The following is a 22573-nucleotide window of genomic DNA, read 5'->3' on the forward strand; positions in this document are numbered from 1 at the left end:
CTTACGCACAGCGCCACCACCTCCCGGAGCCTCCGTCGGGACCGCCCCGCGCGACGCTCCCGCTTTTACGTGACACGAGCGACACACGCTGCCAGAAGCTGAGAGAAGCGAAAGAAGGCTGATCGTGGCCCCATCGACGTCCAGCGCCATCACGCTGAACATCAACGGCGAAAAGCACTCGCTGCCCGTCGACCACCGCACCACCCTGCTCGACGCCCTGCGCGAGCGCCTCGATCTGACCGGCACCAAGAAGGGCTGTGACCAAGGGCAGTGCGGCGCCTGCACGGTGCTGATGGACGGACGCCGTGCCGTCTCCTGCCTGCAACTCGCCGTCGCCGCCGAGGGGCGGGAGATCACCACCATCGAGGGCGTCGCGGACGGGGACCGGCTGCACCCGGTGCAGCAGGCATTCCTCGACCTCGACGGATACCAGTGCGGCTACTGCACGCCCGGACAGGTCTGTTCGGCCATCGCGGTCATCGAGGAACACGCGGCGGGCTGGCCGAGCGCCGCGACCACCGACGTACGGCCCGAGGCGGGAGTTCCCGAGCTGAGCGCCGACGAGATCCGGGAGCGCATGAGCGGCAACCTGTGCCGCTGCGGCGCCTATGTGTCGATCGTCCAGGCGGTCGCGCAGGCCGCGGCTGCCGAGACCAAGGGTGCGGAGGCCGTGGCATGAGGGAATTCGGCTATCAGCGGGCGTCCGACGTCACCGGCGCCCTCGCGCTCCTCGGCGCCGACCCCGACGCACGCGTCCTGGGTGGCGGCACCAACCTCGTCGACCTGATGAAGACCGGCGTGGAGCGGCCCGGACTGCTCGTCGACGTACGCGAGTTGCCCCTCGACCGGATCGAGACCACGGACGACGGTGGCCTGCGGATCGGCGCGACCGTCACCAACAGCGACCTCGCCGCCGACCCCGAAGTGCGGCGCCGCTACCCGGCGTTGGCCGAGGCCGTCCTGGCCGGAGCCTCGGGCCAGCTGCGCAACATGGCCACCGTCGGCGGAAACCTGCTCCAGCGCACCCGCTGCGGCTACTTCGCCGACCTGTCCAAACCCTGCAACAAACGCGCCCCCGGCACCGGTTGCCCCGCCATCGAGGGCGAGCACCACAACCACGCCATCCTCGGCGCCACCGAGCACTGCGTGGCCGTCCACCCCTCCGACATGGGCGTGGCGCTCGCCGCCTTCGACGCCGTCATCTCGTACGAGACGGCTGAGGGCACCGGTGAACTGCCGCTCGGCGACTTCTACTTGTCCGTGGGCAGCACCCCGCATCTGGAGACCGCGCTGCCGTCCGGCGCGCTCATCACCGGCATCACCCTGCCCCCGGCGCCGGTCGCCGCCCACTCCCGCTACCGCAAGGTGCGCGAGCGCGCGTCGTACGCCTTCGCCATCGGCTCGATCGCCGCGGCGCTCGACGTCCACGACGGTGTCGTACGCGAAGTGCGCCTGGCCTTCGGCGCCGTGGCGTCCCGTCCGTGGCGTGCCCGGGAGGCCGAGCGGGTCCTGACCGGCGGCCCCGCGACCGCCGAGGCGTTCGCCGCCGCCGCGGACGCCGAACTGGCCGCCGCGAAGACACTGCCCGACAACGGCTACAAGGTGACGCTCATGCGCAACCTCGTCGTCGCCCTGCTGACCGAGCTCACCGAGGAGGCCGCGCGATGACCGCGACAACCACGTCCACTGCGGCGGCGAGCGCCGTCGGCGCCACGTTCACCCGTGTGGAGGGCCGCGACAAGGTCACCGGCACGGCCCGGTACGCGGGTGACATCCCCTTCGCCGAACTCGCCCACGGCTGGCTCGTGTTGTCCACGATCGCGCGCGGCCGCGTCCTCTCGGTCGAGGCGGACCCCGTGCGCCAGATGCCCGGCGTCCTGGCCGTCCTGCACCACGGGAACGCGCCGCGCGTCGACGGCGACTACGTCAGCATGCTCGGCGTGCCCGACCCGATCGTCGAGGTCTTCCAGCACGACAAGGTGCCGTTCGTCGGCTGGCCGGTGGCGATGGTCGTCGCCGAGACCTCCGAGCAGGCACGCGAGGCCGCCGAGGCCCTGGTGGTGCGGTACGAGGAAGAGCCGCACGACGTCGCGTTCTCCGCCGCGCACCCCGGCATCTACACCCCCGAGGGCGATGGCCATCTGGTGGAGAAGGGTGACCTGGAGGCCGAACTCGCCGCGTCCGCACACGTCGTGGACGCGGAGTACACCACGCCCGAAGAGCACCACGGGTCGATGGAACCGCACGCGGCGATGGCGCGCTGGGACAACGGCCGCCTTGAGGTCGTCGACTCCAACCAGGGCAGCACCTGGGTCGCGGACGAGCTGTCGAAGCTGTTCTCGCTCGACCCGTCCTCGGTCCGGGTCCGGTCCGAACACGTCGGCGGCGCCTTCGGATCCAAGGGCGTACGCGTGCACCAGGTCCTCGCCGTGATGGCGGCGACGCTGCTCGACCGCCCGGTCCGGGTCGTCCTCAGCCGTCGCCAGCTGTTCACGCTCACCGGCTACCGCAGCCCCACCGCCCAGCGCGTGCGGCTCGGCGCCGACGCAGACGGGCGGCTGCGCGCCGTCGACCACCAGGGGCACAGCCTCACGTCGACGGTCCATGAATTCGTCGAGGCAAGCGCCGGGTTCGGGCGCCCCATGTACGCCGCCGACGCCCACCGCAGCGTCAACCGCGTGGTGCGTCTCGACGTCCCGACGCCGACCTATGTGCGTGCGCCGGGCGAGGCTCCGGGCTCTTTCGCCCTGGAGTCCGCGCTCGACGAACTCGCCGAGCGGTGCGTCATGGACCCGATCGCACTGCGCGCCCGCAACGAACCGGACGTCGGCCCCGTCTCCGGGCTGCCGTTCGCTAGCCGCAATCTGCTCTCCGCCTTCGAGGAAGGGGCCCGCAGGTTCGGCTGGGCGGACCGTGATCCGCGCCCCGGCCTGCGCCGCGAGGGCCGCTGGCTGCTTGGCACCGGCACGGCGGCGGCCACGTTCCCGGTGATCGTCATGCCGTCCACGGCGGCCGTGACCGCGGAGGCCGACGGCACCTTCACGGTGCGGGTCACCGCGGCGGACGTCGGGACGGGTGCGCGGACCGCACTGACGCTGATCGCCGCTGAAGCCCTCGAAGTGCCCCAGGACCGCGTCCGGGTGCGCATCGGTGACAGCGACTTCGGCCCGGCGGCGATCTCCGGCGGTTCGATGGGCACCCGCTCCTGGGGCTGGGCCGTCCGGATGGCCGTGGCCGACCTGCGGGAGCAACTGGCCCTGGGCGGTGACATTCCGCCGCAGGGGATCACCGTGCGGTCCGACACCAGCTCGGCGGTCGGAGCCCTCTCGCAGAAGGAACGGCACTCCTACGGCGCGCAGTTCGCCGAGGTCGCCGTCGACGTGACCACCGGTGAGGTACGGGTGCGGCGCATGCTCGGCGTCTTCGCGGCGGGCCGCATCATCAACCCGCTGACCGCGCGCAGTCAGTTCGTCGGCGGCATGACCTGGGGCCTGTCCATGGCGCTGCACGAGGAGGCCCACCGCGACCAGGCGACGGGCGGACACGTCGGCGCTGACTTCGCGGGTTACCACTTCGCCGCCAACGCCGACGTACCGGTCATCGAGGCGGACTGGGTCGAGGACACGGACGCGGACGACCCGGTCGGCATCAAGGGCATCGGCGAGATCGGCATCGTGGGGGCCGCAGCGGCCGTCGCCAACGCCGTCTGGCACGCGACCGGCGTACGCCACCGCCATCTGCCCATCCGCCCCGACCGTGTCCTGGACGGGGGAGGAGCCCCGGGTGCTTGACATCGCCGAAGCACTGGACCGGTGGGTCGAGGAGGGCCGCGACTTCGCCGTCGCCACCGTCGTGACGGTGGGCGGCAGCGCGCCGCGCCCGCCCGGAGCGGCCCTCGCCGTCGACAGCGGGGGCACGGTCATCGGTTCGGTCTCCGGTGGCTGTGTGGAGGGCGCGGTGTACGAGCTGTGCGTCCAGGCCCTCCAGGACGGCAGAGTCGTGCGCGAGCGGTTCGGCTACAGCGACGAGGACGCCTTCGCGGTCGGCCTGACCTGCGGGGGAGTCATCGAGGTCCTGGTGACGCCGGTCAGCGCCGACGCGCCGGGCAGGCACGTCTTCGCGGCGGCCCTCTCGGCCGCCGCCCGCGGGGAGTCCGCGGCGATCGCCCGCGTGGCCCGGGGGCCCGCCGAACTCCTCGGCAGGGTCGTGCTCGTCCACTCCGACGGCTCGTACGAAGGAAGCATCGAGGGGCACCCCGACCTGGACCGTACGGTGGTGGGGGAGACCCGCGCGATGCTGGACGCGGGCCGCACCGGAGAGTTCGACGTCTCCGAGAGCGGCTCGCGCTGCGGGGAGCCCCTGACCCTGTTCGTAGAGTCGAGCGTGCCCCCGCCCCGCATGATCGTCTTCGGCGCGATCGACTTCGCCGCGGCCCTGGTGCGCACGGGCAAGTTTCTCGGCTACCACGTGACCGTGTGCGACGCCCGTCCGGTGTTCGCCACGCGGGTCCGCTTCCCCGAGGCCGACGACATCGTGATCGACTGGCCGCACCGCTACCTCCGGGACACCGCGACCGACAGCCGCACGGTCCTGGCCGTCCTCACCCATGACGCCAAGTTCGACATCCCCCTCCTCGAGGTGGCCCTGCGGCTGCCGGTCGCGTTCGTCGGCGCGATGGGTTCACGCCGCACCCACGAGGACCGCAACCGGCGCCTGCGCGAAGTCGGCGTCACCGACGAGGAGTTGGCCCGCCTGCACTCCCCGATAGGGCTCGACCTCGGGGCCCGCACACCGGAGGAGACCGCCCTGTCCATCGCGGCGGAGATCGTCGCGGCGCGCAGGGGCGGTACGGGCGCCCCGCTGACCGACTCCGGCACGCCGATCCACCACGAGGCGGGCGGTGCGGGGGCGAGCGGCTCCCACGCGGCGGCGTGATCCGACGCGGCGGCGTCCCTCAGGGAGTCGGGATGCCGCCCGGCCGGGCGGGGCGCCCGAAGCGGACCGGGACACCCGGCGAATACAGCACACTCACCGGGTCCCCGACCGGCCGCGGCAGCCCCGCGGCCGCGATCAGGTCCTCGTCGCACTCGATCAGATCGGCCCGGTGCAGCGGCCAGCGCGGATGCACGTTCGGCAGGAACATCTGCCGCCCGAAGAACGTGTTGTGCATGCCCCACCGAGCGGTGAGGAAGTGCTCGAGATCAGTGGGCTCCTCGACCGGCTCGCCCACCCGGACGGCGATACGGCTGTGGGCGCCCCGCGGCCCCGGCCAGCGCCTGGCGCTCGTGTACGTCACGGTGTCACCGCTGCGCCGGATGCTCATCCGCGACCACTGGTACGGCAGCCGGAAGGCACCGCGCGCGACCGCCACCGGAATCAGGCGCGAGGCGTCGAGGGAGCGGAAGACGACGCCGCGGCGGCCATGGGCGTCCACCGAGTAGAGGCGGACGTTGGTCTCGGGAAACGTACCCAGATAGGGGATGCCGGGGAGCCTGAACCAGCCGACCCGGTGCATGCGGAACGCGACCAGACCCACGTAGGTCGCCCCGTCGTGGAGATCGGGGACCGTACCGGCAGGAAGGAGCGGCGCGACATCCGCGGGGTCCACGGCCCAGTGCACGAAGGCAAGGTCCAGCCACGACTGCGTGAGCAGCGGGTTCTCGGCGGAGGCGGGCGGATCGGCGGTAATCGGTTCCGGCACTGCGGGGGTGAGGACCACGCGATCAGCATCGCAGGGCCCCGGCCGTGCTTGCCACGGGGTCGGGTGTGGGGGCGGGCGCGCACGACTGGGCCCCCGGCTGATGTGTCAGCCGGGGGCCCAGTCATGCGCGGTTCTGGGTCGGGTCAGGAACGCGACCGGCGCTCCTGCTCCGCGGCGTTCTTCTCCTTGATGCGTACCGACTCCTTGCGGACCTCGGCCTGGGTGGCGCGCTCCTTCTGCAGCCACTCCGGGTTGTCGGTCTTGATCGCCTCGATCTGCTCCGTGGTGAGGGCCTCGGTGAGCCCGCCGCGCGCGAGACCGGCGATGGACACGCCGAGCTTCGACGCGACGACCGGCCGGGGGTGCGGGCCGGTGCGCCGCAGCTCCTGGAGCCACTCGGGCGGCTCGGTCTGCAGGGCGTTCAGCTCGGTGCGCGAGACGACACCCTCCTGGAACTCGGCGGGGGTGGCCTCGAGGTACACACCCAGCTTCTTCGCCGCGGTCGCGGGCTTCATGGTCTGGGCGGTCTGGTGCGACGTCATGGTCCCCAGGGTATCGAGCGTGTGAGCTACCGCCGACCACGACCGGTAACCTGGCGGGGTGACGGACTCGCAGGTAACCCCTTCTTTCAGGCTCGCGTACGTACCGGGGGTGACACCCACCAAGTGGGTGCGGATCTGGAACGAGCGGCTCCCTGACGTGCCCCTGACTCTCGTGGGGGTGGCCCCCGGCGAGGTTTTCGAGCTCCTGCGGAGCGGCGGCGCCGACGCCGGCTTCGTACGGCTGCCGGTCGACCGTACGGACCTCAGCGCGATCCCCCTCTACACCGAGACGACAGTCGTGGTGATCCCCAAGGACCACGTCATCGCGGCGGTCGACGAAGTGACCGCGGAGGACCTGGCCGACGAGATCGTCCTGCACCCCCTCGACGACACCCTCCCGTGGGAGAAGCTGCCGGGAAAGCCGGCGAACGAGCGCCCCGAGACGACGGCCGACGCCATCGAACTGGTGGCCGCGGGCATCGGCGTCCTCGCCGTCCCCCAGTCGCTCGCCCGCCTGCACCACCGCAAGGACCTCACCTACCGGCCGCTCACCGAAGCCCCCGAATCGCGGGTCGCGCTGTCCTGGCCGGAGGACGCGACCACGGACCTGGTGGAGGACTTCATCGGGATCGTGCGGGGACGCACCGTCAACAGCTCACGCGGCCGCTCCCAGACCCCGGCCGCCGGTGCGGCGCCGGACCAGTCGAAGCGCAAGACACTCGACAAGAACACCGCCCGACGCAAGCCGACGGCGGGCAAGCCCGCCGGTAAGTCGGGCAAGAGCACCCGCGGCGGTGCGGGCGGCGCAGCAAAGGGCGGCGCATCCAAGGGCGGCGCATCCAAGGGCGGCGCAGCGAAGAGTGCCGGCAAGCGCGGCAAGCCCCGCCGCCGGCCGTAGTCAGGCCTTCGGCGTCCAGGGCTAGGGCGGCATCAAGAGGCGTTCTGCTGGCCCCACCAGGCGGCCACCCCGCCGAGGACGAGCAGCAGGCAGATCGCCGCGTTGGTCCGCTTGTAGGCCACGAGGACCGCGGCGAACTCACGGATCGTCGCGGTGGGCCAGAAGTACGCGGCGGTCGGCGAGCCCACCACCTGGCCCTTGATCCCGGTCCGCCGAGCGGTGAGTGCGGCACGGAAGGCGTGGTAGTTGTTCGTGACGATGACGCACCGGTAGTCCGGCTTCGACTTCTCCATGATCGCCTTGCTGAACCGGAGATTCTCGTCGGTCGTCGTCGAGCGGTCCTCCCGCTCGATCAGGCCCGCGGGAAACCCATGGGCGATCAGATCGTCGGCCATCGCGTGGGACTCCGGCACGTCCTCGTCCGGCCCCTGGCCGCCCGAGGTGATGACCACCGGCGCATCGCCACGCTCGGCGAGGCGCGCGTGCACCGACTGCGCCCGCCTGAGCCGACTGGCCAGCAGAGGCGGCACGGTGGACCCGTTGACGAGCCCCGAGCCGAGGACGACCACGAAGTCGGCCTTGCGGTGCACGCGCAGCCGCCCGTAGAGGAACGCGTAACAGACGAAACACAGGAACAGGAACGCGAGATAGGCGGCGAGCCCGCCGGCCGCCGTTCCCACCCCGACCCACACCGGCGTCCGTACGACCACCGCCATGACCACCAGCGCCACGACGGCCAAAATGGCCAAAGCTGCCACCAGTGAAAGCAAGTTGGTCGGGCTTCGGCCTTCCTTGCGCACCATCTGCAGGCCGTTGGAGAACAGGAAGCCTGTCAGTACGAGGATGCTCAGAGCGCCGAGCACCAGCAGCGCCCACGCCACGGCCTGACCCGATGCCGAGCCGGACCTGACCAGTTGGAACAGCCAGGCCGCGAGACCGAGGAGCGCGGCGAGCCCCAGGATCACGGCATTGCTGAACTTCCTGCGCTCGCGCGCCACGCGCACGCAGAAGACGAGGAAGAGGAGTACCGCCGGGGCGTAGACCAACATCCGCACAGCGTAGGCGCCGCCGCTCCCTGCTTCGCACCGGATCCGAAGACGTCCGCTGCGGTGATCTCCGGGGCCAGGCCGTGCCCTTCTGCGCGACAGGGAGTTGACCCCGGTATGAAGAAGCGAAGCGTACTGGCCGTTGCCTCTCTCGCCGCCGGGGCTGTCATCGCCGCCATCAGCCCGCCCCAGGGGGCGGACACCGCGGACGCGAGGGAGCCCGCCCACGCCGTGGGCGCGCTGGACGAGATCGGCGACGCCGCTCCGTCGATCGAGGGCGCCCCGCAGACACCCGGCGCCGGTCTCGGCGTGGTCGCCCCCGACATCTCCAGCACCCAGCACCTCTGAGGACGACTTCTGAGGCACGACCTCTGAGATACGACCTCTGAGGCACAACCTGATAGCGGGGCCGGGACGTACGCGTCCCGGCCCCGCCGCACGTCCACCTGCCCGGCCACCGAGCGGCCCGTCTCTGCTATGTCGGAGAGCGCTCTCCGGCCTGCCCTGCCCGCACCTTGCCGCGAGTTCTGCGTAGGCCACCAACACCCGCGAACGCGCATCGAGTTGCCAGCCAGGTGCACCACACTCCCTCGCGTCCAAGAATGCGCTACCTCTTGACACGTTCGCGTCACGGTGGGAACACTCCGGGAGAGCGCTCTCCCACAGTCATTACGGTCGGGTGCTCGCCCCGGCCTCCGGGAGTGCACGGCCACGGCTCCCGGTCAGGCCGGCCCCCCATCCCTCTCCACGTGGCAGGAGGTCTCCATGGCACGGAGATCGAGAACGATCTCGGGAGCGCTGATCGCGGGCGCCCTGTTACTGAGCTCCCTCGGTATCGGTGGCATAGCGGTGAGCGCCGATCACGCGTCCGAGTCCCGGACGTCGAAGGCCGCGACATCGCACTCGGGCCACACCATGGCCGCATCCACTCGCGCGGCGGCGGAGGACGCCGACGCGGACGGGTACATCCCCGCGAAGTCGCCCGTCACCGGCGTCGAACCGTCGGCCGAGCAGCCCCCGCACCGCTACTTCCACGAGTTCCAGGCGCACTGCTCGGTGTCGCACACCGCCCCCGACGACCCCATCGTCTATCCCGGGCAGCCCGGCAAGTCGCACGACCACACGTTCATGGGCAACACCACGACGAACGCGAGCAGCACCACGGGATCCCTGGACTCCGGGTCCACCAAGTGCCTTGCCCCCGGCGACAGGTCGGCGTACTGGATGCCCACGCTGTACAACGGCGACCAGGAGATACGGCCCGTAGGGGATCAGACGATCTACTACAAGGCCGGGGTCACCGACTACACGAGCGTGCGGCCGTTCCCCAAGGGCCTCAGGTTCGTCGTCGGCAGCCCGATGCAGAGCGCGCAGGAGTTCCGCGACCACCCCGGCTTCGTCGAAGGGTGGGAGTGCGGGGAAAGCTACTTCAACGTCGACTTCCCCAAGGACTGCCCCACGACGCGTGACACACAGCTCAACATCCGTTTCCAGGCGCCCAGTTGCTGGGACGGCAAGACGCTGGACTCCCCGGACCACCAGAGCCATATGTCCTACCCGGTGGTCAAGGACGGCACCAACGACAATGTGTGCCCCACCAGTCACCCCGTCGCCCTGCCGATGGTCGAGTTCAAGATGGCGTTCCCCGTCAACGGGGACATGTCGAAGGTCCGTCTTGCGAGCGGGACCGGCCACTCCTTCCACTACGACTTCTTCAACGCGTGGGACGACGCGACGCTGAAGGCGCTGGTGGATCACTGCATCGTCGGCGGCCTGCAGTGCGACCCGCGCGGCTATGACCAGACGCACCCCGAAGCGGGCGCGGCGCTCGACGAGAACTACGAACTGCCATGACCCCGGCCTGCGAAGGGCGGGACCCCCTTCCGCCCTTCGCAGGCAATCCCCCTTCCCCCGCACTTCCCCCCTCGCCCAGGAGACCCCCATGCGCAGACCGCGCACAGCCCCCTCCCTTCGCAGCATCGTTGCCCCAGCGACCGCGGGCCTGCTCGTGACCGCCGCCCTGGTGCTCCCCGCCCAGCAGGCGCACGCGGCAGGCAGCGTCGTGAAGGTGACCGGTTCACAGGGCAACTGGCAGCTCACCGTCGACGGCTCGCCCTACCAGGTCAAGGGCCTGACCTGGGGACCTTCCGTCGCGGACGCCGACAAGTACCTGCCCGACCTGCGGTCCATGGGCGTCAACACCATCCGGACCTGGGGCACTGACGCCTCCAGCAAGCCCCTGTTCGACTCCGCGGCCGCCCACGGCATCAAGGTCGTCGCGGGCTTCTGGCTCCAGCCCGGCGGCGGCCCGGGGAGCGGGGGCTGTGTCAACTACCTGACGGACACGGCGTACAAGGACAAGATGCTCGAGGAGTTCCCGAAGTGGGTGGACACCTACAAGGACAACCCCGGTGTCCTGATGTGGAACGTGGGCAACGAGTCGGTGCTCGGCCTGCAGAACTGTTACGCCGGGGACGAGTTGGAGAAGCAGCGCAACGCATACACCACCTTCGTCAACGACGTCGCCAAGAAGATCCATGCGGTGGACCCCAACCACCCCGTCACCTCCACCGACGCCTGGACCGGAGCCTGGCCGTACTACAAGAAGAACGCGCCTGACCTCGACCTGTACGCCGTCAACGCCTACGACGCCACGTGCGACGTCAAGTCCGACTGGGAGCAAGGCGGTTACGACAAGCCCTACATCGTCACCGAGACCGGGCCAGCCGGCGAGTGGGAGGTCCCCGACGACGCCAACGGGGTCCCCGAGGAGCCCACCGACCAGGCCAAGGCCGCCGGTTACACCAAAGCCTGGGACTGCGTCACCGGTCACCGAGGTGTCGCGCTCGGCGCCACGATGTTCCACTACGGCACCGAGTACGACTTCGGTGGCGTGTGGTTCAACCTGCTTCCCGCCGGCCAGAAGAGGCTGTCGTACTACGCGGTGAAGAAGGCCTACAAGGGCAGCACCGCTGGTGACAACACCCCGCCGGTCATCTCCGAACTGGCCGTCGACGGCGACGCGGGCAAGGTCCCCGCGGGCAGCCCGCTCACGCTCACGACCAAGGTCAGCGACCCCGACGGCGACGCGCTGTCCTACGAGGTGCTCGCCAACAGCATGTACATAGACAAGAACAAGGACCTCACCCCGCTGGCCGTCACGGACCAGGGATCGGGCCGCCTGAAGGTCACGGCCCCGGACAAGCCCGGTGTCTGGAAGATCTACGTCAAGGTCAGCGACGGCAAGGGCAACGTCGGCATCGAGACGCGGTCCGTGCGTGTGGTGGTGCCCCCGGTCGACGGCACGAACGTCGCCCAGGGCAAGCCCGCGACCGCCTCGTCCTTCCAGCCCGGCAGCGGCGACTGCCCGTGCACCGCGGCCAACGCGGTGGACGGCAAGCAGAACACCCGGTGGGCCAGTGACTGGAGCGACCCGCAGTGGCTCCAGGTGGACCTGGGCTCCACCACTTCCTTCAAGCACGTCCAGCTCAACTGGGAGACGTCGTACGCGAAGACGTACACGATCCAGACCTCGGACGACGGACAGAACTGGAGGACCGTGCACGAGGTGCGTGGCGGCAACGGCGGTGTCGACGACTTCGATGTGAACGGTTCGGGCCGCTATGTGCGGGTCAACGGCACGGAGCGAGGCACCGGATACGGCTACTCGCTCTACGAGTTCGGCGTCTACAGCTGATCCACCGGAGCGGGGCCGGGATCATTCGGGAGGAGTAGAGGATGACGCGCGACGAACTGCTCTGTCTTGTGGGCACGCTGGACCTGGAGCGGAAGGTGGAGCTCCTGACCGGAGCCACCGTGTGGCGCACCCGGGCCGAACCGGCCGTGGGGCTACGGGAGATGGTCTTCTCGGACGGCCCTGCCGGTGTGCGGGGGGAGGAGTGGGACGAGCGCCGCCCCTCGCTGCTCCTGCCCTCCGCCTCCGCACTTGGCTCCCTTTGGGACGAGCAACTGGCGGGGGAGCTGGGCGAGCTGCTGGCCTTCGAGGCGCTGCGCAAGGGCGTGCACGCGGTCCTCGCGCCCACCTTGAACCTCCACCGCACCCCGCTGGGAGGGCGCCACTTCGAGTGCCTGACCGAAGACCCCGAACTGGCCGCGCGCACCGGAGCCGCCCTGATCCGCGGCATCCAGGCGCACGGGGTCGCCGCGACCGCCAAGCACTATGTGGCGAACGACTCGGAGACCGAACGGCTCACCCTGGATGTACGGGTGGACGAGCGGACGTTGCGCGAGGTGTATCTGGCCCCGTTCGAAGCCGCCGTCGGCGCGGGCGTATGGCTCGTCATGAGCGCGTACAACCGCGTCAACGGCACGACGATGACGGCCAACGACCTGTTGGCCCAACCGCTGAAAGGAGAGTGGGGATTCGACGGGGCCGTCGTCTCCGACTGGGGCGCCGTGCGCCTGACGGCCCAGAGCGCGGCGGCGGCCCAGGACCTCGCGATGCCGGGCCCGGAGAGCCCGTGGGGCGCGGCTCTGGTGGCGGCGGTCCGCGGCGGCCACGTCCCTGAGGAGGCCATCGACGACAAGGTGGTACGCCTGCTCACCCTGGCCGACCGCGTCGGCGCGCTCGGCAGCGGCCGAAGGCGTCCCCCGCGCGCGTGGCCCAGCGGTACCGCACGCCGACTGCTGCAACGGGCGGTCGCTGCCGGCACCGTGATGCTGCGCAACGAGAACGTCCTGCCCCTGGACGCCTCCGCGCTGCGCAGCGTGGCAGTCATCGGACGGCACGCGTCGGCGCCCCGGCTCCAGGGAGAAGGCAGCGCCGGAGTCTTCCCGGCGGACGTCGTGACACCGCTGGAGGGGATCCGGGCCCGGCTGCGAGGGCGGGCCCGGGTGCTGCACGTTCCCGGGCCCGACCTGGGCGGGCGGCCGAGGCCACTCGACCTCGCACGCTGCGCGAACCCCCGCACCGGGGAGCCCGGCGTGCTGCTGCGGGTGCTGACGGCGGACGGGCGTGAGCTGTCCGTCGAACACCGCCTTACCGGACGGCAGTTGGAGCCCCCTCTCGCGCCGGAGGCCCACACCATCGAGATCAGCGCGCTGGTACGCACGGCAGGCGAAGGGAAGTGGACGTTCGGCGTAGGTGGCTACGGCCGGATGAATCTCACGGTGGACGAACAGACCTTGGTGGAAGGAGAGTTCGCGCGCGACACCGAGGACCCCGCGGTCATTCATCTCGACCCACCACGACAGCACGCCTCGGTATGGCTGCCCGCCGACCACGCCGCACACGTCGTGGCCCGCCGCGAACTGGCGCCCGATACCGGCCGCGCCGTCGTCGTGACGGCCGCCGCGCCCGAACCGGACCCCGACCGGGCCCTGGCCGAAGCCGTCCGGGCCGCGCGGGACGCGGACGTGGCCGTGGTCGTCGTCGGCACCACCGAGGGCAGCGAATCCGAGGGGCACGACCGCACCTCGCTCACCCTTCCGGGCCGCCAGGACGAACTGGTCGCGGCGGTCGCCGCCGCGAATCCGCGCACCGTGGTCGTCGTCAACTCGGGCGGACCCGTGGAGCTGCCCTGGCGCGAACAGGCAGGCGCCCTGCTCCTGTCATGGTTCCCCGGTCAGGAGGCGGGGACCGGACTCGCCGATGTCCTCTTCGGGCAGGCGGAGCCGGGTGGCCGCCTGCCCACCACGTGGGGAGCCGCGCTCACGGACGCCCCGGTCAGCGAGACCCGCCCGCGGGACGGCACGCTCGCCTACGCGGAAGGGATGCACATCGGCTACCGGGCCTGGCTGCGGGCGGGCCGCGAACCCGCCTACTGGTTCGGGCACGGCCTGGGCTACACGACGTGGGGTTACGAACGCCTCCGGGTCGCGAGCACGGTCGGCGAGGGAGAGGCCCTGCTCGTGCAGGTGCGGCTGCGCAACACGGGCCCGCGTCCCGGGCGAGAGGTGGTGCAGGTCTACCTCGCGCGGCCCGACTCCGCCGTGGAGCGGCCGGTCCGGTGGCTCGCGGGTTTCGCCGCGGTCCGGGCGGAGCCGGGTGAGACGGTGACCGCGTCGGTGGAGGTGCCGGCCAGGGCGCTGCGCCACTGGGATGTGGGGGAGCGCCGATGGCGGACCGAAGCGGGCGCCTGGCAGATCCTCGCCGGGCGCAGCGCCGGAGACCTGCCCCTGACGGCGACGACGACCGTACGCAGGCCGAATCACCGCCCCTGACCTCCGGGCCGGCACGGGAGAGCGCTCTATGACGCCTGGTCGCGGGGCGTTAGGGTTCCCGAATGGACAGACAGATGCCGACGCTCGAGGACGTGGCGCGCGAAGCGGGGGTCTCCCGTGCCACCGTCTCCCGGGTGGTCAACGGCGTGCGCAACGTCGCCCCCGCCATCCAGGACGTGGTGCGAGCGGCCATCGAGCGCACGGGCTACGCGCCCAACCGCGCCGCGCGCTCCTTGGTGACCCAGCGCGCGGGCACCATCGCCCTGGTCGTGTCGGGCGCAGGGGACCAGACCGACACGGCCCAGAACGCGTTCGCCGCGCGGGTGTTCGCGGACCCCTTCTTCGGCCGTGCCGTCAGCGGAGTGGTGGGGTTCCTGCGCCCGCGTGCCATGCATCCGGTGCTGATGTTCGCGGAGACGGAGGACTCCCGGCAGCAGGTTCTGACCTATCTGCGCCAGGGCAACGCGGACGGGGCCCTGGTCGTGTCGACCCACGCCCAGGACCCGCTGCCGGAGCTGCTCGCCGAAGCCGGGTCGCCCGCCGTGTTCTTCGCACGCCCCTCTCTCCGCGCCCGCGTCACGTACGTGGACTTCGCGCACCGGGACGGCGCGAGGCTGGCCGCCGAGCATCTCCTGTCCCGCGGCTGCCGACGGGTGGCGACCATTTCGGGGCCGCTGGACATCCCTGCGGGGCGCGAACGGCTCGCAGGTTTCCAGGACGGCATGGAGCGTGGCGGACAGCCCTACATCCCCGTGGCCGAGGGCGGGTTCACCCTGGAGAGCGGAGCGAGGGCGATGCGCGGGCTGCTGGCCGAGCACCCGGACATCGACGGGGTGTTCGCGGCCAACGACCTGATGGCGCAAGGCGCGTGCCAGGTCCTGAGGGAAGCGGGCAAGCAGGCTCCGCAGGACGTGGCGGTCGTCGGCTTCGACGACTCGAGCGTGGCGGTCACCTGCGTGCCTCCGCTGACGACCGTGCGGCAGCCCGTGGAAGAGATGGGCGCGGAGATGGCGCGGCTGCTGCAGGAACAGATCGAGGGCGTACGGACGGACCCCACATCGGTGATCTTCGAGCCGGAACTCGTGGTGCGGGAGTCGGCCTAGCGCGCGACGGCGACGGACCGCGGACGACCGCGTTGTCGCAGGCCGTGGGGGTGTTCGGGGCCACCGGATGCGGATCACGCCCCGTGGTGTGAGCCTGGGTGTGGGGGCGACACAGAGAGGCGGCTGCCCATGTCAGTCATGGACAAGCTCAAGCAGATGCTCAAGGGGCACGAGGACAAGGCCGGGCAGGGCATCGACAAGGCGGGTGACTTCGTCGACGACAAGACCCAGGGCAAGTACTCGAGTCAGGTCGACACCGGCCAGGACAAGCTCAGGGACCAGTTCGGCAGGGACCAGGACCGTCCCCCGCAGCAGTAACAGGCCGACGTTTGTCAGTGCCCGCCGCTAGCCTGGATTCTTCTATCCGCGCTGTGTGGCTGCGGCGCTGCCGCCCCGCCCCCGTGATGCAGGGGCGGGGGCACTCGGCTGTCAGGACTGAGCTCGCGGATCTGACGAGCGGGCGGAGCGCCGACCGGCGGCCGAACCACCATCGAAGCTCCAGGCGCCGACATCGCCGTAGTGAATGGGCCCTGGTCCGCGGCCGACGTTGCTGGCGACCAGGTGCAGACGTTCGGCCTGCCAGGGCCGACCGGTGAACCCGGCGAGTCCGGCAGCTGCTTCCACCGCGCACGACGGGGTGTCCCTGCGGGCGCGGGCCAGTGTCAGGTGGGGGCGAAACGGCCGACCGGCATGGGGGAATCCGCACGCGTCGGCCACGGCACGCACCTCGGTGGCGAGCAGATGCAGCTCTTCGAGGTCGCCGTCGATCCCGCTCCACAGCACACGCTCGTCGAAGTGCCCGCCACCGCTCAGCGCCAGATTCAAGGGCTCGCGGTCGGCCGCGAGGCGCGCGAGCGGCGTACGCAGCACCGGAATCACCGAGGCCGGGACCTCGCCGAGAAACGCCAGAGTGATGTGCCAGTCCTCGATGCGGTTCCACCGCATGCGTGGATGCGCCTGGTAGGCAGGGTCGAGCGCCCGCTCCAGTTCCTGCTTCGCTTCGTCGGGCGGGGCCAGAGCGATGAAGACACGAACGGTCGCGGGCGGGTTCTGTTCGTTCACAGAAGCCTTCGTACCGCATCCCCGTCGCCCGACAACCGGCGACCCTCAGCGCAGGGCGGTGTCGGCGCGACCACACCCGGCTCACCGAGTTCCGCGTATTTCTCGTCATGGACGGTGCCCCCCTTCCCCGGCTCTGCTACGCAGGAAGAGGCTTCGCGAGGTCTCTGACATCAGGGCGCGCCACGTCATCTGGTGCACCGTTCCGCACGTCACCATCGCGCCGATGGCCCGCGGTGTGTCAGGCAAGACGAAGCCAGGCTCGCGGTACTTCCCGTATTACACCCGCCCGTGGATCACGGACCGCGACTTCGACGCGGGCAGGGACCCCAGCATCACCGCCGAGCAGGCACGACAGGTCGACGAGGCGATCGACGCGTACAACGACGCAATCACCGAGACGGTCCGGGCCGCCCGCGTGAAGGGGAAGGACTGGTATCTGCTGGAGACCTGTGGCCTGATGGACCGCCTCGCGTCGCGCCGGTACGCCGAGGACCCGCTGGCCCGGCCGAAGTGGTGGCAGCCGTACCCGCTGCCGTCGGCGCTGCGGGCGCTGACGCCACCCCCGAACTCCCACTTCCTCGCCGGTGAGGGCGAACGGCGCACGGACGGTGGCCTGTTCTCGCTCGACGGCGTTCATCCGACGACGGTCGGGTACGGCATTCTCGCCCAGGAGGTCATCAACGTGATGCGGCTGGCGGGCGTCCGCTTCTTCCGCCCGGACGGGAGCACTCCCTGCCAGGACCCGGTGCTCGTCGACTTCGACCGGCTGATCCGCCACGACACACTCGTCAACCGTCCGCCGGGGAATCTGGGCTCGGCCCTGGGCGTCATGGGCTGGGCCGACGAGGCCTTGGATCTGTTCCGGCGGGTGTTCTCCGTCTTCTGATGGTGCGTCAGTTCTCGTGAAGACGCCGGCCTTCGGCTATCTCGGCGAGACGACCGCGGCTTTGGGGGCAGGGGGGAGCGGGGTGGGCTCGGGCGGGGCGGTGAGGAGGTAGGCGCGACGCCATCGGAGGAACGGCCGTTCGATGCCGTTGAACGTGACCACGGCCGCCGCCAAGGTGAGGGGCAGAACCGCCGCCACCGCGGTGAGGAAGGCATCCACCACCGGCCGTCCCGTCAGCTCGAACCACCAGCGGCGGGAGATGATCGCGGTGACGACCATGTAGTGGAGCAGATAGACGGAGAAGCTCATCTCGCCGACCTTGGCGATGCCTCTCGACACGATCCCCGTCGAGGAGACCGTGGCCACATAGGTCAGCACCACCAGGGCCCACAGGGCCCCTTCGACGTCGACCCAGAGCAGGCGTGTGGCGTGCCGTTCGTGGAAGGCATGGGTCTGGTTGAAGGCCCAGATGGCGCCCACGGCCAGGGCTGTCGCGACGCCGACCTTCAGCAGTCCCCGGAACCGTTCCCGGTGGTGCACGAAGAACCAGGCGGCCACCATGCCGAGCAGGAACTGATCGATCCTGCCCGCGAGGCTGTAGTAGAGCATCGAGTTCACGCTGATGCTGCCGGCGGCCGACGCCCACACCAGGGCCCGGAGCACGGCGACGGCGGCCAGGAGCTTGCACAGAGCCACCGGGCCGCGCTTGGTGAGGAGCCTGCTGAACAGCGGGAACAGCAGATAGAACTGCAACTCGACCGCGATGGCCCACCACATGCTCGACACGGCTCCCAGGTTCAGGGACCCGGGCAGATTGCCGAGACCGACCAGGGACTGGAGAACCGGCAGCAGGCCCGCGCCCTGCTTGTGTGCACCGATGCCCAGGATGATCAACGCGATGTAGAGCGGGAAGATCCGCAGCACGCGGTTGCCCAGGAACCGGCCGTAGTGGACGTCCTTGCCCAGCGTGCCGATGGTGAAGATGAATCCGGAGAGCACCATGAAGAGGGCCACCCCGGAATGGCCCTCGAAGACCAGGGTGGCCAGGGGGTTCTCCGAGTACAGCCAGCCGTGCGGGTCACTGTTCGGGATCTCCCTGAGGAACGGGGAGATCATGTGCGTCCCGTGGCAGAGGAGCACCAGCACGGCAGCGTAGGCACGCAAGTGGTCCACGGATACGAGGTACTGCCGGTTGCTGCTGCGCATGAAGGGACGACAGCACTGCGCGAGCGGCCGATGTGGTTCATGCGGACGAGCCCCTCCATATTGCCGGATAATTTCACTCATCCGAGGGGGTCCTACGGCTCGCAACCTTCGGTGGGTCCTGTCGTTGGCATGACGAGTGGCCCCATTTCCGCAATTCTCCATTGTGCTGGGGCCTTGGCGACTCCGTACGGAGTGCGGCTACGGGAGCTACGGCACCTTGCACATCTCATTTCTCATCCACAATTCCTTCGGTTTCGGCGGCACGATCCGCACCACCATCAATCTCGCCAACGCGCTTGTCGAGCAGCATGATGTGGAGATCGTCTCGGTCTATCGGCACAGGGATTCGCCCGTGTTCCCGCTGCATCCGCAGATCCGCATTCGGCACCTGGTCGATCTGAGGCAGGGGACCCCGGGTTACGAGGGGGACCTGCCCGAGGCCCGTAGGCCCGCTGCTGCCTTCCCCCGCAGTGAGACGCAGTACCCGCACTACAGCGCGCTGACCGACCAGCGGATCGCTCATCACCTGTCCACGCTGACGAGCGACGTCGTCGTGGGTACTCGACCGGGGCTGAACGCCCATATCTGTCTGCAGGCCAAGCGGGGTCCGCTGCGCGTAGGTCAAGAGCACCTGACGTTCCACAACCACCCGCGACCGCTGCGGCGGGCATTGCGTCGGCTCTACCCACGCCTGGACATGCTGACGACCACCACCGCGGCTGACGCGGATGTCTATCGCCGGCAGATGACACTTCCGGGAGTGCGCATCGAAGCATTCCCCAATCCTGTTCCGGCGCCACTGAGCCCTCCGCCGGATATCAGGGACAAAGCAGTCGTCGCTGCCGGGAGACTCGTACCCACCAAACGGTACGACCTCCTTATCCGAGCATTCGACAGAGTCCGCGCCGACCGCCCTGACTGGGTCCTGCGTATCTTCGGCCCAGGAATCGGCGGAGGCCACGCAACGCAACTCCAGCGACTCATCGAGGAATTGGGCCTGGAAAAGCACGCTTCCCTCATGGGTGCTGTTTCACCCCTGGAAGTCGAGTGGCTCAAGGCGGGCCTCGCCGCGAGCGCTTCGGACCACGAGTCCTTCGGCATGACGATCGTTGAAGCGATGCGGTGCGGAGTGCCCGTTGTCTCCACCGACTGCCCCCTGGGGCCGAGAGAGATCATCTCCGACGGAGTCGACGGGCGTCTCGTGCCCATGGGTGATGAAGAGGTCCTTGCCCAGAACCTCCTGGAGCTCATCAACAGTGATGAGCTCCGTCAGCGGATGGCCGATGCGGCTCGCATCTCCTCGGCGCGGTACGAACCGGCTCTCATCGCGGACCGCTTCGCCGACGCCTGCGCCCAACTCGCGAGCAGGCGTGGCCCGGGCGGGGCCATGAAAGCCGTCGCGCACCAGAGCAGAGGCTCACTGATCGGGGTGGCCTACGGCGTCAAGGACGCGGTGAAGCGGAGGTTCAACTGACGCACGGAGTCGGGGGCTTGCCTCGGCCTGTGATCACCCACAGCGCGAGCCCGAGGCAGCTGAACGTGGCCCCCAATGCGCATACGGCACCCCAGCCGGCCACCGCGTAGAGGGAGGTCGCCGCGATGGCGCCGGTGGCGCTGCCGATGGAGTAGAACACCATGTACCCGCCGGTCAGCCCACCCGCCACGGTCGCGGCAAGGGCGTGGACGATACCGACGACTCCCAGCGCCCTGATCGCGCTGTGGGACAGGGAGTACGGGGCTTCGCTGAGCGGCAGCGCGATGCTGCTCCACAGGGCGCTGAACGCGGCGAAGACCAGCAGACCGAACAGGGCCTGGAGCCGCAGCAGTCGTTCCCGTGCGAAGAGAGTGACGGTGGAGCGCAGGAGCAGGCCGTAGCGCAGGGGGGGGGCGGAGTCGGCAGCCCGCATGGTCGTGGGCCGGACGCCGGTGGCATCATCTGCGGGATGCCCCCTTCCCTTCAGGTAGGCCCGTACACCGTCATCGCGCTCGCCGACGGCGCAGGCCCCTTCTTCTCCCCCAGGGCGGAGGCGTTCCCCGGTGCCACCACCGAGCAGTGGTCGGCTGCCGACCGGTTCGATCCCGGCGCGCTCGACGTCGAAGGGCGCTGGTGGCTCCAGTTCCGCGCGTTCGCGATCCGCAGCGACCGGGGCGTGACCCTGGTCGACGCGGGGATCGGTCCCGCCGAAGGACCGGCGGCCTCGTGGGCGCCCGTGCCCGGCGCGCTGCCGGCCTCGCTGGCATCCGCGGGCATCGAACCATCCGACGTGGACACCGTGGTGCTCACGCACCTCCACACCGACCACGTGGGCTGGGCCGTCGTCGGCGGCGAGCAGGCGCGGCCGTTCTTCCCGAACGCCGAATACCTGTTGCAGCAGGCCGAGTTCGAGGCGATCGAGGACGTCAACCCGCAGCTGCGGTCCACGGTGACCGACCCGCTCCGGAAGACCGATCAGCTGCGGCTGCTCGACGGTGACACCCCGTTGCGCGGCGGCGAGCGCGTGCTCGCCACGCCCGGGCACACGCCAGGACATCAGAGCGTGCTCATCGCGTCCGGGCGCGAACAGGTCGCCGTCACCGGCGACCTGCTCGTGCACGCGATCCAGCTGCTCCACCCCGAACTCGCCTACGCCCACGAGATGGACCCGGAGCAGGCAAGGGCGTCAAGGGAACGGGTGCTCCACGACTGGGCCGCCGGCACCCTCCACCTCGCGACCCCACACCTGACCGAGCCGTTCCTCACCCGCTGACCCGCCCGGCGCCGCCGCCGGCGCATTTCAGCGCATGACCCGTGCATTTCAGAGCATGATGAGCAGACGTGTCTTCGGCTTGAGTTTCCTGTTCACCGAACGACTCTGTACATAGACCTCCAGCTTGGGATTGTTGCCCGCCTTCACCGAGACGGTCCCTTGAATGCCCGACCCGAACAGAAGGCTGCGCGCCGCGTCGCCCGTATAGGCGCGGTCGGTGTCCTTCTCGACCACTATGACTTCCTTGTTCGGCTGCACCTGGGCGCGGGCGCCCAATTGGTAGTAACAGGAACCGCGTTCGTATGCCACACCCGGATGCGAATCGACGAAGGGGCGGATCTCGACCTCCTTGTCGACCTTCAGGAGTCGATACCTGTCGGCCGGAATCGGTTCGAGATTCGCCCGCACTTCGTCGATCGATATGTCCTGACCGACGGCGAACAGATTCTTCGTGCCGCGCACGCCCTTCTCACGGGCCCGGAGGAAGCTGGTGGCGGCGGCGCGCACGGTGCCGATGGCCTCCTCGACACCCTCCTGCGAGTCCGCGTCCCAGATGGCTATGTTCCCTGCCGGGAAGCCGTAGTTCTGCGCGGTGCGCTTGGCCAGGGAGTTCGGCACGAGGATGGCGGAGGTCCAGTGGCCGGGGAGCCCGCCCATCTTCGCCGCGATCTTGTCGAGCCAGGGGCCGAGGATCGTCATGTCGCCGTCGTGCCGCCTGTCGCCGCCGGAGGCGTTCTCCTCGCCGTCCGTCACCACGATCTGCAGGAAGCTGTGCTCGCCGTATTCCTCCCAGATGTGTCCCAGGTCGTCCAGGGATTTCAGCGAAGCTTCGATGAGGGCCGTGGCTCCGTTGTTGACTTGGTAGAGCCCTCGCATGGAGGGGAGATGCTTCACGTCCATGTCCCAGACGAGGTTCTCCACCCTGTGGTCGAAGGAATAGAGGCTGATCCGAGTTTCGTGACCGAGGCTGTCCGACTCGGCCTTCAAACCCGCCACGAACTCGTCCACGACGCGGATGAGTTGATTCTGATGCGGACGCATGGAACCCGAACAGTCCACTACCAGCGCGACGTGATTCACCTTGTGCTGAATCCTGTTGGCGGACATGCTTCTGCTCCTTCTCCAAGGCTGCTGCCCGAGCTGTTCCCCGAGTGATATCCACTCTATGGGGAGGCACTGACAACGGCCTTGACGCACCA

20 protein-coding genes and 1 pseudogene are annotated in these 22573 nt (G+C 69.9%); 14 read left to right on the forward strand and 7 right to left on the reverse strand.

Translation table 11 applies throughout. The features are described from left to right. The first annotated feature begins 118 nt into the window (after positions 1-118). The 4 genes from ACIBCK_RS10335 to ACIBCK_RS10350 are packed head-to-tail and all read left to right on the forward strand — an operon-like array spanning position 119 to position 4935. Positions 119-679, forward strand: a complete 561-nt coding sequence (locus tag ACIBCK_RS10335) for a (2Fe-2S)-binding protein (protein WP_399388918.1) — start codon at positions 119-121, stop codon at positions 677-679. Then, a complete protein-coding gene (locus tag ACIBCK_RS10340) occupies positions 676-1668 on the forward strand; it encodes an FAD binding domain-containing protein (protein ID WP_399388649.1) in 993 nt (330 codons plus the stop codon). Before ACIBCK_RS10335 ends, ACIBCK_RS10340 begins: the two co-directional genes overlap by 4 nt. Continuing rightward, positions 1665-3791: a xanthine dehydrogenase family protein molybdopterin-binding subunit gene (locus tag ACIBCK_RS10345; protein ID WP_399388652.1), complete on the forward strand. Its 2127-nt coding sequence runs from the start codon at positions 1665-1667 to the stop codon at positions 3789-3791. Before ACIBCK_RS10340 ends, ACIBCK_RS10345 begins: the two co-directional genes overlap by 4 nt. Then, the gene (locus tag ACIBCK_RS10350; protein WP_399388654.1) at positions 3784-4935 is read left to right on the forward strand and encodes an XdhC family protein; all 1152 of its coding nucleotides are present in this window, start codon (positions 3784-3786) and stop codon (positions 4933-4935) included. The genes ACIBCK_RS10345 and ACIBCK_RS10350 overlap by 8 nt, the downstream gene beginning before the upstream one ends. A 19-nt stretch (positions 4936-4954) precedes the next feature. Here ACIBCK_RS10350 and ACIBCK_RS10355 read toward each other — a convergent pair whose 3' ends face one another. Both ACIBCK_RS10355 and ACIBCK_RS10360 read right to left on the reverse strand, forming a co-directional pair. Further along, on the reverse strand, positions 4955-5719 hold the full coding sequence (locus ACIBCK_RS10355) for a YqjF family protein (RefSeq protein WP_399388657.1): 765 nt from the start codon (positions 5717-5719) through the stop codon (positions 4955-4957). Between the two features lie 125 nt (positions 5720-5844). Next, the gene (locus ACIBCK_RS10360) at positions 5845-6243 is read right to left on the reverse strand and encodes a DUF5997 family protein (protein WP_399388659.1); all 399 of its coding nucleotides are present in this window, start codon (positions 6241-6243) and stop codon (positions 5845-5847) included. A 58-nt stretch (positions 6244-6301) separates the two neighbouring features. On the opposite strand from ACIBCK_RS10360, the gene ACIBCK_RS10365 reads away from it, so the two are divergent. After that, positions 6302-7141, forward strand: coding sequence for a LysR family substrate-binding domain-containing protein (locus ACIBCK_RS10365; protein WP_399388660.1), 840 nt, complete (start codon positions 6302-6304; stop codon positions 7139-7141). Between the two features lie 32 nt (positions 7142-7173). Here ACIBCK_RS10365 and ACIBCK_RS10370 read toward each other — a convergent pair whose 3' ends face one another. Then, positions 7174-8190 (reverse strand): YdcF family protein, encoded by a 1017-nt coding sequence (locus ACIBCK_RS10370; RefSeq protein ID WP_399388662.1) that lies wholly within the window; start codon positions 8188-8190, stop codon positions 7174-7176. A 114-nt stretch (positions 8191-8304) separates the two neighbouring features. Between ACIBCK_RS10370 and ACIBCK_RS10375 the strand changes: the two genes are divergently transcribed. The 6 genes from ACIBCK_RS10375 to ACIBCK_RS10400 all read left to right on the forward strand — a co-directional run bounded on the left by ACIBCK_RS10375 (position 8305) and on the right by ACIBCK_RS10400 (position 15791). Beyond that, complete coding sequence (locus ACIBCK_RS10375) at positions 8305-8535, forward strand: hypothetical protein (protein ID WP_399388664.1); 231 nt, start codon at positions 8305-8307, stop codon at positions 8533-8535. A 417-nt stretch (positions 8536-8952) separates the two neighbouring features. Continuing rightward, positions 8953-10041, forward strand: a complete 1089-nt coding sequence (locus ACIBCK_RS10380) for a DUF1996 domain-containing protein (RefSeq protein WP_399388666.1) — start codon at positions 8953-8955, stop codon at positions 10039-10041. Between the two features lie 88 nt (positions 10042-10129). Beyond that, positions 10130-11884, forward strand: coding sequence for a discoidin domain-containing protein (locus tag ACIBCK_RS10385; protein ID WP_399388668.1), 1755 nt, complete (start codon positions 10130-10132; stop codon positions 11882-11884). A gap of 41 nt (positions 11885-11925) precedes the next feature. Continuing rightward, a complete protein-coding gene (locus tag ACIBCK_RS10390) occupies positions 11926-14370 on the forward strand; it encodes a glycoside hydrolase family 3 C-terminal domain-containing protein (RefSeq protein WP_399388670.1) in 2445 nt (814 codons plus the stop codon). A 62-nt stretch (positions 14371-14432) separates the two neighbouring features. Continuing rightward, positions 14433-15473 (forward strand): LacI family DNA-binding transcriptional regulator, encoded by a 1041-nt coding sequence (locus tag ACIBCK_RS10395; RefSeq protein ID WP_399388672.1) that lies wholly within the window; start codon positions 14433-14435, stop codon positions 15471-15473. A 129-nt stretch (positions 15474-15602) separates the two neighbouring features. Then, positions 15603-15791, forward strand: coding sequence for an antitoxin (locus tag ACIBCK_RS10400; RefSeq protein ID WP_367038709.1), 189 nt, complete (start codon positions 15603-15605; stop codon positions 15789-15791). A 111-nt stretch (positions 15792-15902) separates the two neighbouring features. Here ACIBCK_RS10400 and thpR read toward each other — a convergent pair whose 3' ends face one another. Further along, on the reverse strand, positions 15903-16535 hold the full coding sequence (gene thpR, locus ACIBCK_RS10405; RefSeq protein WP_399388674.1) for an RNA 2',3'-cyclic phosphodiesterase: 633 nt from the start codon (positions 16533-16535) through the stop codon (positions 15903-15905). 223 nt (positions 16536-16758) lie between these two features. Between thpR and ACIBCK_RS10410 the strand changes: the two genes are divergently transcribed. Beyond that, positions 16759-17421, forward strand: a complete 663-nt coding sequence (locus ACIBCK_RS10410; RefSeq protein WP_399388676.1) for a hypothetical protein — start codon at positions 16759-16761, stop codon at positions 17419-17421. 36 nt (positions 17422-17457) lie between these two features. Here ACIBCK_RS10410 and ACIBCK_RS10415 read toward each other — a convergent pair whose 3' ends face one another. Then, positions 17458-18627 (reverse strand): acyltransferase family protein, encoded by a 1170-nt coding sequence (locus ACIBCK_RS10415; protein ID WP_399388678.1) that lies wholly within the window; start codon positions 18625-18627, stop codon positions 17458-17460. Between the two features lie 217 nt (positions 18628-18844). On the opposite strand from ACIBCK_RS10415, the gene ACIBCK_RS10420 reads away from it, so the two are divergent. Then, positions 18845-20101, forward strand: a complete 1257-nt coding sequence (locus ACIBCK_RS10420) for a glycosyltransferase (protein WP_399388920.1) — start codon at positions 18845-18847, stop codon at positions 20099-20101. Here the strand turns inward: ACIBCK_RS10420 and ACIBCK_RS10425 are convergent. Beyond that, positions 20094-20516, reverse strand: a pseudogene (locus tag ACIBCK_RS10425) (MFS transporter); the annotation flags it as partial. The gene ACIBCK_RS10420 and the pseudogene ACIBCK_RS10425 sit on opposite strands and share 8 nt — an antisense overlap. Before the next feature lie 54 nt (positions 20517-20570). Here ACIBCK_RS10425 and ACIBCK_RS10430 point away from each other — a divergent pair. Then, positions 20571-21374, forward strand: a complete 804-nt coding sequence (locus ACIBCK_RS10430; protein WP_399388679.1) for an MBL fold metallo-hydrolase — start codon at positions 20571-20573, stop codon at positions 21372-21374. 48 nt (positions 21375-21422) lie between these two features. Here the strand turns inward: ACIBCK_RS10430 and ACIBCK_RS10435 are convergent, their stop codons facing one another. Next, positions 21423-22481 carry a VWA domain-containing protein gene (locus ACIBCK_RS10435; protein WP_399388680.1) on the reverse strand — a complete coding sequence of 353 codons (1059 nt, stop codon included), beginning with the start codon at positions 22479-22481 and terminating at the stop codon, positions 21423-21425. Positions 22482-22573 lie beyond the last annotated feature (92 nt).

It is taken from the genome of Streptomyces sp. NPDC051218 (assembly GCF_044455475.1).
Lineage (GTDB): Bacteria > Actinomycetota > Actinomycetes > Streptomycetales > Streptomycetaceae > Streptomyces.